Annotated in this window: 11 protein-coding genes; 7 read left to right on the top strand and 4 right to left on the bottom strand. The window is 58.3% G+C overall.

The features are described from left to right. Positions 1-22 precede the first annotated feature (22 nt). The 4 genes from fhuA to fhuB are packed head-to-tail and all read left to right on the top strand — an operon-like array spanning position 23 to position 5,934. Positions 23-2,224, top strand: coding sequence for a ferrichrome porin FhuA (gene fhuA / locus EC836_RS21880; protein WP_123337078.1), 2,202 nt, complete (start codon positions 23-25; stop codon positions 2,222-2,224). A 48-nt stretch (positions 2,225-2,272) separates the two neighbouring features. After that, positions 2,273-3,067, top strand: a complete 795-nt coding sequence (gene fhuC / locus EC836_RS21875) for a Fe3+-hydroxamate ABC transporter ATP-binding protein FhuC (protein ID WP_123337076.1) — start codon at positions 2,273-2,275, stop codon at positions 3,065-3,067. Positions 3,068-3,076: 9 nt separating this feature from the next. Next, on the top strand, positions 3,077-3,958 hold the full coding sequence (fhuD, locus tag EC836_RS21870) for a Fe(3+)-hydroxamate ABC transporter substrate-binding protein FhuD (RefSeq protein ID WP_255416859.1): 882 nt from the start codon (positions 3,077-3,079) through the stop codon (positions 3,956-3,958). Next, entirely contained in the window at positions 3,958-5,934 is a 1,977-nt protein-coding gene (gene fhuB, locus EC836_RS21865) for a Fe(3+)-hydroxamate ABC transporter permease FhuB (protein ID WP_123337074.1), read from the top strand. The genes fhuD and fhuB overlap by 1 nt, the downstream gene beginning before the upstream one ends. A gap of 118 nt (positions 5,935-6,052) precedes the next feature. Here fhuB and hemL read toward each other — a convergent pair whose 3' ends face one another. Further along, positions 6,053-7,333 carry a glutamate-1-semialdehyde 2,1-aminomutase gene (hemL, locus tag EC836_RS21860; RefSeq protein WP_123337072.1) on the bottom strand — a complete coding sequence of 427 codons (1,281 nt, stop codon included), beginning with the start codon at positions 7,331-7,333 and terminating at the stop codon, positions 6,053-6,055. 276 nt (positions 7,334-7,609) lie between these two features. On the opposite strand from hemL, the gene erpA reads away from it, so the two are divergent. Beyond that, positions 7,610-7,954 (top strand): iron-sulfur cluster insertion protein ErpA, encoded by a 345-nt coding sequence (gene erpA / locus EC836_RS21855; protein ID WP_105595431.1) that lies wholly within the window; start codon positions 7,610-7,612, stop codon positions 7,952-7,954. A gap of 74 nt (positions 7,955-8,028) precedes the next feature. Here the strand turns inward: erpA and EC836_RS21850 are convergent, their stop codons facing one another. The 3 genes from EC836_RS21850 to mtnN all read right to left on the bottom strand — a co-directional run bounded on the left by EC836_RS21850 (position 8,029) and on the right by mtnN (position 9,916). Next, a complete protein-coding gene (locus EC836_RS21850) occupies positions 8,029-8,286 on the bottom strand; it encodes a hypothetical protein (protein ID WP_123337070.1) in 258 nt (85 codons plus the stop codon). Between the two features lie 144 nt (positions 8,287-8,430). Further along, positions 8,431-9,225: a vitamin B12 ABC transporter substrate-binding protein BtuF gene (gene btuF / locus EC836_RS21845; protein ID WP_123337068.1), complete on the bottom strand. Its 795-nt coding sequence runs from the start codon at positions 9,223-9,225 to the stop codon at positions 8,431-8,433. Beyond that, positions 9,218-9,916: a 5'-methylthioadenosine/S-adenosylhomocysteine nucleosidase gene (gene mtnN, locus EC836_RS21840; RefSeq protein WP_123337066.1), complete on the bottom strand. Its 699-nt coding sequence runs from the start codon at positions 9,914-9,916 to the stop codon at positions 9,218-9,220. Before mtnN ends, btuF begins: the two co-directional genes overlap by 8 nt. A gap of 89 nt (positions 9,917-10,005) precedes the next feature. Here mtnN and dgt point away from each other — a divergent pair, with 89 nt between their 5' ends. Further along, on the top strand, positions 10,006-11,511 hold the full coding sequence (dgt, locus tag EC836_RS21835) for a dGTPase (RefSeq protein ID WP_123337064.1): 1,506 nt from the start codon (positions 10,006-10,008) through the stop codon (positions 11,509-11,511). 146 nt (positions 11,512-11,657) lie between these two features. Continuing rightward, a complete protein-coding gene (gene degP / locus EC836_RS21830; RefSeq protein WP_123337062.1) occupies positions 11,658-13,106 on the top strand; it encodes a serine endoprotease DegP in 1,449 nt (482 codons plus the stop codon). The last annotated feature ends 59 nt before the right edge of the window (positions 13,107-13,165 follow it).

Raw genomic sequence — 13,165 nt, 5'->3', positions numbered from 1 at the left:
TCTTTGTTCAGAGAAAAGCAATATGGCCCATTCGCGTGATTTTTCAACAAATAATGCAATCATAAACACCCGTAAGCGTCAGCTGGCAATTTTTGTTGCCATGTCGCTAGCGGGAATTGGCAATGCTGTTGCCGCCGGTGAACAGACGATCACCGTAAGTGCTAATGCCGCGAATGGACCGCAGGAAAGTGCATGGGGACCTTCCCCGACGATCGCAGCAGAACATTCTGCGACCGGGACCAAGACAGATACGCCAATTGAAAAAAATCCGCAGTCCGTTTCCGTGGTGACTCGCCAGGAAATGGAGATGCGTCAGGTCCAGTCGGTCAAAAAAGCCTTTGGCTATACGCCGGGCGTGATGGTGGGTAACCGCGGTTCATCGAACGTGATCGATGCGCTGGCGATCCGTGGCTTCAGCGAAACCAACACCAACCAGTATCTGGACGGTATGAAACTGCAGGGGGATAACTACTCCGAGTTTAATATCGACCCTTACTTCCTTGAGCGAGCAGAACTGCTGCGTGGCCCGGCTTCCGTGCTGTACGGCAAAAGCAATCCGGGTGGGGTTGTCGCGCTGGTCAGCAAACGTCCGACCACCGAAACCCTGCGCGAAGTGCAGTTCCAGATGGGCAGCGACAATCTGTATGCGACCGGTTTTGACTTCGGCGGCGCGCTGGATGACAACAACGAATTCTCCTATCGTCTGACCGGCCAGGCCCGCAGCCAGGATGCCCAGCAGGAAATGAACAAAGAGAAGCGCTACACCATTGCGCCTTCGTTCAGCTGGCAGCCCGACGAGAAAACCAACTTCACCTTCCTCAGCTATTTCCAGAACGAGCCGGAAACCGGCTACTACGGCTGGCTGCCGCGTCAGGGAACGGTAGTGCCGATTATTGATTCCAACGGCAATCAGCATAAGCTGCCAACCAACTTTGACGAGGGTGAAGACAGCAACAAAATTTCCCGCAAGCAGCAGATGGTGGGATACAGCTTCGATCACCAGTTCAATGATACCTGGACCGTGCACCAGAACCTGCGCTATGCGAAGGTGACCACCGACTATCGCAGCATCTACGGCAACGGTTTTAACAGCACCACGAACGAAATCACGCGCGGCGTGGCCCTTTCGCAGGAAGAGCTGAATACCTTCACCGTGGATACTCAGGCTCAGGCAAAATTTGCCACCGGCGATGTCGATCACACCCTGCTGATGGGCGTTGATTATCTGCGTATGCGTAACGATATTAACGCCGATTTCGGCTCAGCTGACCCGATTAGCGCGATCAATCCACAGTATGGCAACGACAGCTATACCCTGAACTTCCCGTATAAATATCTGAACAAGCAGGAGCAAACCGGCCTGTATGCTCAGGATCAGATGGAGTGGAATCGCTGGGTGCTGACGCTGGGCGGCCGCTATGATTTCGCCAAAACCTCCGCCTATAACCGTACCGGTAACAGTACCGCTGAGAAAAACGATCAGCAGTTTACCTGGCGCGGCGGCGTGAACTATGTGTTTGACAACGGTATCGCGCCATACTTCAGCTACAGCGAGTCGTTCCTGCCAACGTCAGGGACCACGTTCGATGGCCAGCCGTTCGATCCATCACGCGCCAAGCAGTATGAGGCCGGGGTGAAATTCGTACCGAAAGACCGTCCGATCGTGATTACCGCCGCGGTGTATCAGCTGACCAAGAATAAAAACCTGACCGGCGACCCGGATCATGATTTCTTCAGCGTGCAGAGCGGTGAGATGCGTTCGCGCGGCGTTGAGTTGGAGGCCAAAGCGGCCGTTAATGCCAACATCAACGTGACCGCGTCTTACACTTTCACCGATGCGAAATACACGCATGACACCGATCTGCAGGATCAGCGCCCGGTGCAGGTGCCAAGAAACATGGCTTCCCTGTGGGCTGACTACACCTTCCATGAAACCGCGCTCAGCGGCCTGACCATCGGCAGCGGCGTGCGCTACGTGGGTAACAGCGTCGGTCAGTACAGCACCGGAACCGATATTAATAAAAACTTCAGCGTGGCCTCCTACTCGGTGGTTGACGCTGCGGTGAAATACGATCTGGGTCGCTTTGGCCTGCCGGGTTCTTCCGTGGGTGTGAACGTCAACAACCTGTTCGATCGTGAATACGTTGCCAGCTGCTACCGCGACTACGCCTGCTACTGGGGTGCGGATCGCCAAATCATTGGTACTGCTACCTTCCGTTTCTAAATGTTTAACCGGGCGCGGTTCGCCGCGCCCGCCAATCAGAAGATCGCTATGCAACCTCAGCACGCTACAGAAACGACTTTCTCTCTCGATCACGTCAGTTTTACCGTCCCAGGCCGAACGCTGCTTCAGCCGCTGTCACTCTCCTTTCCCGCCGGAAAAGTCTGTGGGCTGATTGGCCACAACGGCTCCGGAAAATCCACCCTGCTCAAAATGCTGGGTCGCCATCATGCGGCAACGGCGGGGCAGGTGATGCTTAACGATCGTCCGGTGGCGGACTGGCAGAATAAAGCCTTCGCCCGTGAAGTCGCCTATCTGCCGCAGCAACTGCCTGCCGCCGAAGGCATGACGGTGCGCGAGCTGGTGGCGATTGGCCGCTATCCGTGGCACGGTGCGTTAGGTCGCTACGGTATTGAGGATCGCGAACGGGTGGATGAAGCCATTGCGCTGGTCGGCCTGAAGCCGTTTGCACAACGGCTGGTGGACAGCCTTTCCGGCGGCGAACGCCAGCGGGCGTGGATTGCCATGCTGGTGGCACAGAACAGCCGCTGCCTGCTGCTGGATGAACCGACTTCCGCACTGGATATTGCCCATCAGGTTGAAGTGCTGGCGCTGATCCAACGCCTCAGCCGCGAGCGTGGCCTGACGGTGATTGCCGTGCTGCACGATATCAATATGGCTGCCCGCTACTGCGACCATCTGGTGGCGCTGCGCGGCGGTGAAATGATTGCTCAGGGCGATCCCGAGGCAATTATGCACGGTGACGTGCTGCAGGAAATTTACGGTATTCCAATGGGGATATTGCCGCATCCGCAGGGTGGGGCACCGGTAAGCTTTGTTTACTAAGGATTGATTGTGACCCCGGATATCACACGCCGCCGTCTGCTGATGGCGCTCGCCTTTTCTCCGCTGCTCGCCCACCTTCCCGCCGTTGCCCAACTGCCGACCGAAGAGCGCATTATCGCGCTAGAGTGGCTACCGCTGGAGCTGCTGATGGCGCTGGGCGTAACGCCGATGGGTGCCGCCGAGCTGTACAATTACCGCCAGTGGGTCGGCAAGCCGGAGCTTCCGGCTTCGGTGATTGATGTCGGGCTGCGCACCGAACCTAACCTTGAGCTGCTCACTCAGATGCGGCCGTCGCTGATCCTCTATTCTCAGGGCTACGGTCCCGATCCGGCCCGCTTCGAGCGCATCGCGCCGGGAATGGGGTTCTCATTCAACGATGGCAAAGGGAAACCGCTGAGCGCCGCCCGCGACTCGCTGATGGCGCTGGCCAAACGAATCAACCGCGTGCAGCAGGCCGAAGCCCACCTGGCCGAGCTGGATGCGCTGATCCTGCGGGTGAAAACCCGTCTGGCGGCGCGACCGCAGCGCCCGCTGCTGCTGATGTCTATCTTCGACGCACGCCATGCCATTGTGTTCAGCGCAAACGGTTTGTTCCAGCAGGTGATGGACGATCTGGGGCTGGTCAATGCCTGGAAAGGGGAGAGCACCTTCTGGGGCAGCGTGGTGGTCGGCATTGAACGGCTGGCCGATATGCGCGACGTTGAGGTGATTAACTTTGAACACGACAATCAGAACATCATCGACCAGGTGACCTCCGCTTCGCTCTGGCAGTCGCTGCCGTTTGTCCGCGAGGGGCGCTTCCGCCAGGTGCCGCGCGTGTGGTTCTACGGCGCAACGCTGTCGGCCATTCAGCTGATCCACACTCTTGACAGCGCGCTGGGGGAAAACTGATGAAAGCGTATCGTCTGCCCATTTTCCTGCTGCTGCTGCTGTTCGTTTCCGCACTGCTGCTGACCCTCAGTAACTTTAAGCACCATCTGCCAATGGATCAGTGGCTGCTGGCGCTGCGTTCTCCGGATGTCGATAACATCCAGCAGATGGTGTTCCACCACAGCCTGCTGTCACGACTGGCGCTGTCGCTGCTGGTCGGTGCCGGGCTGGGGCTGGTCGGCCTGCTGTTCCAGCAGGTGCTGCGCAACCCGCTGGCAGAGCCGACCACGCTGGGTGTCGCCAGCGGTGCTCAGCTCGGTATTACCGTGGTGACGCTGTGGAGCGTGCCGGGCGGGTTGGTCACGCAGCAGCTGGCGGCGACCATCGGTGCGGTAACCATCGGTCTGCTGGTGTTTGGCGTGGCCTGGGGCAAAAGGATGTCGCCGGTAACGCTGATCCTCGCCGGGCTGGTGCTGTCGCTCTACTGCGGGGCGGTAAATCAGATTTTCGCCATCTTTAATCACGATCAGCTGCAAAACATGTTCCTGTGGAGCACCGGTTCGCTGAATCAGATGGACTGGAGCAACGTCAGCTTTATCTGGCCGCGCCTGCTGGCCGGTGTGGTGCTGACGCTGCTGATGCTGCGGCCGATGACCCTGATGGGACTGGACGACGGCGTAGCGAAAAATCTCGGGCTGGCGCTGTCGCTGGCGCGTTTTGCCGTGCTGGCGATCGCCATCCTAATCAGCGCCTCGCTGGTGAATGCCGCCGGGATTATCGGCTTTATCGGGCTGTTCTCTCCGCTGCTGGCGAAGATGCTCGGCTTCCGTCGCCTGTTCAGCCGTCTGCTGCTGGCGCCGCTGATCGGCGCGCTGCTGCTGTGGCTGGCGGACCAGTGCGTGCTGTGGCTGACCGATCGGCTGGGGGAGATCTCCACCGGGACGGTAACGGCGGTGATCGGTGCGCCGCTGCTGCTGTGGCTGCTGCCGCGCCTGCGGACCGGCGGCAGCGGACCGGCGATGAACTTCGGCGATCGGGTGCCTGCAGAGCGCCAGAACGTGCTGCTCTGGTCGCTGTGCGGCGGTGGAGTGGTACTGGTGCTGGCGGCCATCGCGCTGAGCTTTGGCCGTAATGCCGATGGCTGGGTGTGGGCAACCGGTGACCTCTGGCAGCAGCTGTTGCCGTGGCGCGGCCCAAGGCTGGTTGCCGCGCTGGCTACCGGGATGATGCTCGGCGTGGCGGGCTGTATGGTGCAGCGCCTGACGGGGAATGCGATGGCCAGCCCGGAAGTGCTGGGCATCAGCTCCGGTGCCGCCTTCGGCGTGGTGATTATGCTGTTTATCGTCCCCGGCGACGCATTTGGCTGGCTGCTGCCTGCGGGCACGCTGGGTGCGGCGGTAACGCTGCTGATTATCTCGATTGCTGCCGGGCGCGGTGGCTTCTCACCTGAGCGTATGCTGCTGGCGGGGATGGCACTGAGCACCGCCTTTACCACCATTACGATGCTGCTGCTGGCCAGCGGCGATCCGCGAATGGCCAGCCTGCTGACTTGGATGGCCGGCTCGACCTACAAGATCGATGCCCCACAGGCGCTGCGAACGGTGATGATTGCCGTGGTGCTGATTGCGCTGGTGCCGCTGTGCCGTCGCTGGCTGACCGTGCTGCCGCTGGGCGGTATGACGGCGAAAGCGGTAGGCATGGCGCTGACGCCTTCGCGGCTGGCGCTGCTGCTGCTGGCGGCCTGTCTGACCGCCGCCGCAACGTTAACTATTGGTCCGCTGAGCTTCGTCGGACTGATGGCGCCGCATATGGCACGCATGCTGGGCTTCCGCCGCGCGCTGCCGCAGCAGGTGATGGCCGCACTGCTGGGCGGTGGCCTGATGGTCGCGGCCGACTGGTGCGGTCGCATGCTCTCCTTCCCCGATCAGATCCCCGCAGGGCTGCTGGCGACCTTTATCGGTGCGCCGTACTTTGTGTATCTGCTGCGGAAGTCGTAATGAAAAAGACGAACCCCACCGGAAAAGTGGGGTTCATCGGCAATCTGAACGGGGCGAAAGCCCCGTTTTTTATACTGCGGCGAGGAACGGAATGCTGCCGCACGGTGGGGGAGCGTGATTACAGCTTAGCGAAGCTGCGGCGTGCAGCAGAAACGGTGCGCTCAATGTCTTCTTTGCTGTGAGCCAGCGACATAAAGCCTGCCTCAAACGCTGAAGGTGCAAGATACACCCCTTCTTCCAGCATCAGGTGGAAGAAGCGCTTAAAGCGCTCAACGTCGCATTTCGTCACGTCGGCATAGCTGGTAACGGTTTTGGCGTCGGTAAAGAACAGGCCAAACATGCCGCCGACGTGATTCACCACCAGCGGGATTTTTTCCGCAGCGGCGGCCTTCAGCAGGCCTTCAGCCAGCTGTGTGGTCAGATCGGTCAGCGTGGCATGGGTGCCCGGCTGTGAGATTTCGGTCAGGCAGGCAAATCCTGCCGCCATCGCAATCGGGTTACCGGAAAGCGTGCCCGCCTGATAAACCGGGCCGACCGGAGCCAGCGCATCCATTACCTCGCGACGGCCGCCGAAAGCGCCCACCGGCATGCCGCCGCCGATAATTTTGCCCAGGCAGGTCAGGTCCGGTTCGACGTCGTAGTAGGCCTGTGCTCCGGCCAGCGCCACGCGGAAACCGGTCATCACTTCATCGATAATCAGCAGCGCGCCGAATTCATCGCACAGCGCGCGCAGGCCCGGCAGGAACGCCGGCAGCGGTGGAATGCAGTTCATGTTCCCGGCGACCGGCTCAACGATGATACAGGCGATATCCTCCGGGTACTGCTCAAAGGCGGCACGCACGGTGTCGAGGTCGTTATAGGTGCAGGTCAGCGTATGTTTGGCGAAATCAGCCGGTACGCCCGGGGAGTTCGGCTGGCCGAGGGTCAGCGCGCCGGAACCGGCTTTCACCAGCAGGCAGTCGGCGTGGCCGTGATAGCAGCCCTCAAACTTGATGATTTTATCGCGGTGGGTGAAGCCGCGCGCCAGGCGAATGGCGCTCATCGTCGCTTCGGTCCCCGAGTTAACCATGCGCACCATATCCATGGTTGGCACCAGTTCGGTGACCAGCTGCGCCATTTTCACTTCCATCTCTGTCGGTGCGCCGAAGCTGAGGCCGCGTTCGGCCGCTTCGATCACCGCATTGCGGATGGCGGGGTGGTTGTGGCCCAGCACCATCGGGCCCCAGGATCCCACGTAGTCGATGTAGGCTTTGCCGTCGGCGTCGTACAGATATGCACCGTTGGCGCGTTCAATAAAGAGCGGCACGCCGCCGACGCCGGTAAAGGCTCGCACCGGCGAATTCACGCCGCCGGGGATGATTTGCTGCGCCTGAGCGTACAGGTTTTCAGACTTACTCATGGAACCGCTCCTGATTATTCATTAACAAAACCCGTCTATTCTAAGGGAACACTCGCGCGGAACGAAAGGTCAGAAAAAATTAACTCATCGGCGGCGCTTGTATTCCCCATTAACTGCCCGCACTCTGAGTGCTGAAGAGCAGCAGAAAGGGATGACCGCACGGGGTGGTACAGCCTTAACTTGATTGCTACCCCAGCGTATAAGATAATAGCCATAACAATGGTCGAATAATGACCTGTCAGGCACGTAGCCTGAGTGCATATTGGAGTATTTTAAATGAGCGACGACGTAGCCGTACCCCTGCAGTTTACCGAAGCTGCGGCCAGTAAAGTGAAGAACCTGATTTCCGATGAGAACAACCCGGATCTGAAACTGCGCGTGTATATCACCGGCGGTGGTTGCAGCGGTTTCCAGTACGGCTTCACTTTTGACGATAAAATTAACGACGGCGATATGACCATTGAGAAAGCGGGCGTGGCGCTGGTCGTCGATCCGATGAGCCTGCAGTATCTGGTCGGCGGCGCGGTGGACTATACCGAAGGGCTGGAAGGATCGCGCTTTATCGTCACCAACCCGAATGCGAAAACCACCTGCGGCTGCGGTTCCTCCTTCAGCATCTAATCGCGTCTCTCCTGAGATTACCCAGGCCTGCGCGGTGAGGGTAATCACCCGGCACAGCGGTGCCGGGCAGGGTGCTACCATTCCACGGTAATCAGCCTTCTCTCCCAATCGGTTTGTGTTTTTGGACTGAGAACCGCCTCGGTGATTTTCGGCTGCGCGTCGTTGCGCGTGCCGCAGACGACACCTGGGGTGCGCTGGGTGGACAGCGTGCTGCTGTCAACCAGGCAGGGTGGTGCAATGATGGTGAGTTGCACGCCGATGGTGCCGCTGGTCGCAGCCACACAGGTATGCGCCGCCATTATCAGTCCCAGAGACAGATAAACGGTTTTCATGATCTAATTTTCCTGATGTTTCAATAAGGCCTGTTGGCCAAAAATCAGGTAGCGCGCGCCTGCACGGCTACCGTATTGCTACTTCACACTACTGGCCAAAAAGCGGCATTCAGTGCGTGATTCTTAACTGCATTATGATATTTCTTACTTTACGCCGGGCTGTAGCTGGGCGCAGAGCTGCTGCGCGGCCAGAATGATGCGCGGCCCGGCACGGCTGAACTCGTCGTCGTTGACCGCATAGACCGGCACCTTCAGCTGCGGCTGCCAGAACTGCGCAACCGTCGCTGCCCGGGGAGCATCACCCGGCATGACGATTGCCTGCGGCTGGCGCACCAGCACCTGTTCGCGGCTGACCTGCGGCCAGGGTACGCGGCTGTCGGAAAAAATATTCTCTCCACCGCACAGCCTGAGCACTTCGTTTTGCAGCGTGTTATCCGCAGCGGTAAACAGCGGTTTCATGCCGAACTGCAAAAACACCCGCCTGCGTGGCGACTGGCTATAGCGCTGCTGCAGATCGTCGAACTGCTGCTGAAGTGTGGCTGCGGCCTGCTCGGCCTGCTGCGGATGCGGGCTGAAGTCGGCAAGCTGGCGCAGGGTGGCGACAAGCTGAGCTACAGAGTCTGGGGCCAGCCACAGCACCTTCACGCCCAGCGACTGGAGCTGCTCGATCTGGCGCGGTGAGGTTCCTCCGCGCCAGGCGATGACCATATCGGGCTTCAGGCCCAGCAGCCTTTCGGTATTAATTCCCTGCCAGCTGGCAACGTGCTCAATGGATTTGGCTGCCGCCGGGTAATCCGAATAGTCGCTGACGCCAACCGGCGTAATGCCGGCAGCGAAGGCCAGTTCGGTAAGATTGGGTGCCAGCGTGACTACGCGCGGTGGCGCTGCTGCTGCGGCAAACGTCAGCCACAGCAACAGGGCGGTGAGGCATTTAGCCATTCGCCAGGCGGGCCAGCAGCGTCTCAACCATCAGCGAGGACTGCGTGGCGGCAACGGCCAGGAACTCTTCAAAGCTGAGGTGCGATTCCTGGTCTGCCACGTCGGAGATCGCGCGGACCACCACAAACGGTGTGCCGAACTGATGGCAAACGTGGCCGATTGCCGTGGCTTCCATCTCTACGGCGATTGCCTGCGGGAAGGTGCCGCGGATGCGCGCCAGCGGCTCTGCACCGTTGATAAAGGCGTCGCCGCTGACCACCAGGCCGCGAACCGCATTCAGCTGCAGATCGCTGATGCACTGTTCTGCCGCCGCAATCAGCTTTTCGTCCGCTTTAAACGCTGCCGGACAGCCGGCCATCTGGCCCGGCTCATAGCCGAAGGCGGTGACGTCGGCATCGTGATAGCGCACTTCATCAGATACGACGATATCGCCGACTTTCAGTGACGGGGCCAGGCCACCGGCGGAACCGGTGTTGATGATGAAATCGGGTTTGCACAGTTCCAGCAGCAGCGTGGTGCCCAGCGCGGCGGAGACTTTACCGATGCCGGATTTCAGCAGAGCAACCTCAACGCCATTCAGCGTACCGGTATAGATTTCGCAGCCTGCCAGCGTCAGCGTTTGACGGTTTTCAATCTTGTCACGCAGCAGCGTAACTTCCTGTTCCATTGCACCAATAATGCCTGCTTTCATGGGGATACTCGCTATTTCAGTGGAATTTTTCGTGGTTTTCGGCGCATAGTCTATCATGGCAACATGATGGAAATAACAGGGAACACCGGATGACCGGCATCGACTTTCGCAAAAAAATTAACTGGCAGCGCTGCTATCGTCCTTATGAGGGCGAGAAGGACGAGCATGAAATCCTGCGCATTTTTGAAAGCGATCGCGGGCGCATCATTAACTCGGCGGCCATTCGTCGCCTGCAGCAGAAAACCCAGGTTTTTCCACTGGAGCGCAACGCCGCGGTTCGAACCCGGCTGACGCATTCACTGGAGGTGCAGCAGGTGGGGCGCTATATCGCCAAAGAGGTACTCACCCGGCTGAAGGAGCAGGGGCAGTTGGAGCCGTTAGGGCTGTCGCAGCTGACGGGGCCGTTTGAAAGCATCGTCGAGATGGCCTGTCTGATGCACGATATCGGCAACCCGCCGTTTGGTCATTTCGGAGAATCGGCGATTAACGACTGGTTCCGTCAGCGGCTGGATGCAGGCTGGCAGCTGCAGAGCGCGGCGGACGACCGCTGTGAGGTGGCTGTTTTACGCAGTAAAGAGGATGGCCTGGACCCGCTGCGTGCAAAGATTCGTCAAGATTTATCCCACTTTGAGGGCAATGCACAGGCGATCCGCATGGTGCATACGCTGATGAAAATGAATCTGACGTGGGCGCAGGTTGGCTGTATTTTAAAATATACGCGTCCCGCCTGGTTCACCGGTGATATCCCCGCCAGCCATCGTTATTTGATGAAGAAGCCGGGTTATTATCTCGCGGAAGAAGGTTATGTCGAAAGTTTGCGGCAGGAATTAGATTTAGAGGCGCATTGCCGTTTTCCGCTGACCTATATTATGGAAGCGGCGGATGATATCTCCTACTGCGTTGCCGATCTGGAAGATGCAGTAGAAAAAAACATTTTCACCGTTGAGCAGCTTTACGAACACTTATACCGGCTTTGGCCGACACATCAGTCCGGTGATCTGTTTTCTGAGGTGATTACCGTTGCGCTGGAAAAGTCGCGAACCTCGCCTTCCAGCCGCTGCAACGAAGATCAGTTCTTTATGTATTTACGGGTCAATACCGTCTCCCGCCTGGTGCCACACGCCGCCAGCCGTTTTATCGATAACCTTCCTGCCGTCTATCACGGTGAATTTAATGAAGCGCTGCTGGAGGACGGCAGCCCGCACAGTCTGCTGCTGGATATCTTTAAAAAAGTCGCCTTTAGTCATGTCTTTAACCACCCCGAGGTGGAACAGCTGGAGCTGCAGGGGTATCGGGTGATCAGTGGACTGCTGGATATCTACCGGCCGCTGCTGCTGCTCTCGCAGCAGCAATTTAGCGAGCTGGTGGAAAAAGATTATCTGAAAGGCTATCCCATCGAGACGCGGCTTTTCCATAAACTCTCCACTCGTTTCCGTCAGGCCTATAATGAAGCGGTTGAGCGACTGGATAAAACCCCCGCCGAGACTGAAATCTGGGAATACTATTATCGCGCCCGACTGTTACAGGATTACATTAGCGGAATGACCGACCTGTATGCCTGGGATGAGTACCGCCGTCTGATGGCGGTAGAATAAAAATCCTGATGATGAGTTTTGTAAAGATGGACAATAATTTTTTACTTTTCATCAATATTCAAACATGAACTTCGCGCTAAAAAATTAATCTCAATGACACGACCGCAGCAATGGTTACTTAACTGAATCACTTGAGAATCCAACGAATGAAAAAAACAACGTTAGTACTAAGTGCGCTGGCCTTCAGCATTGGACTGGCAATGAACCCTGTTACCGCCAGTGCCGCTGAAACCGCTTCATCATCTACGTCCACTCAGCAGCTGCCAAGCCTGGCGCCGATGCTGGAAAAAGTCATGCCTTCCGTTGTCAGCATCAATATCGAAGGTAGCACCACCGTACGTACTCCGCGCCTGCCGCAGCAGTTCCAGCAGTTCTTTGGTGACAATTCACCGTTCTGCCAGGACGGTTCCCCGTTCCAGAGCTCACCGATGTGCCAGGGCGGCCAGGGGGGTAGCGGTGGTGCAGGCGGTGATGACACCCAGCAGCAGAAATTCCGCGCGCTCGGATCCGGCGTGGTGATTGATGCCGCTAAAGGCTATGTGGTCACCAACAACCACGTGGTCGACAACGCCACCAAAATTCTGGTTCAGCTGAGTGACGGCCGTAAATATGACGCGAAAGTGATCGGTAAAGATCCGCGTTCTGATATCGCGCTGATCCAGCTGAAAGATGCCAAAAATCTGACCGCAGTGAAAATCGCCGATTCCGACAGTCTGCGCGTGGGGGATTACACCGTGGCTATCGGTAACCCTTATGGCCTGGGTGAAACCGTGACGTCGGGTATCGTGTCTGCGCTGGGCCGCAGCGGCCTGAACGTTGAAAACTATGAAAACTTTATCCAGACCGATGCCGCCATCAACCGGGGTAACTCCGGCGGTGCGCTGGTTAACCTCAACGGTGAGCTGATCGGGATTAATACCGCGATTCTGGCACCGGACGGCGGTAATATCGGTATCGGCTTCGCCATCCCAAGTAATATGGTGAAAAACCTGACCAGCCAGATGGTTGAGTTCGGCCAGGTGAAACGCGGCGAGCTGGGGATTATGGGGACCGAGCTGAACTCCGAGTTGGCGAAGGCGATGAAAGTCGATGCCCAGCGCGGTGCGTTCGTCAGCCAGGTGCTGCCGAAGTCCTCTGCGGCACAGGCCGGGGTGAAAGCCGGTGATGTGATTGTCTCACTGAACAACAAGCCGATTTCCAGCTTCGCTGCGCTGCGTGCGGAAGTCGGATCGCTGCCGGTAGGCACCAAGATGGCGCTGGGGCTGATCCGCGACGGCAAGCCGCTTACGGTGAATGTTGAACTGCAGCAGGGCGCGGGCGTGAAGGTAGATTCCGGCACGATCTATACCGGCGTTGAAGGCGCTGCGCTGAGCAACTACGACAACAAAGACGTTAAGGGCGTGAAGGTTGACAGCGTGAAAGCCGGTTCGGCTGCGGCGCGCATCGGCCTGAAGAAAGACGATGTGATCCTCGGCGTTAACCAGCAGCCGATTGCCAATCTGGGCGAGCTGCGTAAAATCCTGGATGCCAAACCGTCCGTGCTGGCGCTGAATATCCAGCGCGGTGACAGCAGCATTTATCTGTTGATGCAGTAAGTTCCGATCCGCGGTCGGTTATCCGGCCGTGGCTAATGGGTAATAAAAAACGGTGCTAT

It is taken from the genome of Erwinia sp. JUb26 (genome assembly GCF_003751505.1).
Classification (GTDB): Bacteria; Pseudomonadota; Gammaproteobacteria; order Enterobacterales; family Enterobacteriaceae; genus Erwinia.
The sequence above is the reverse complement of the archived record's forward strand: the minus strand, read 5'-3'. Positions and strand labels throughout refer to the sequence as shown.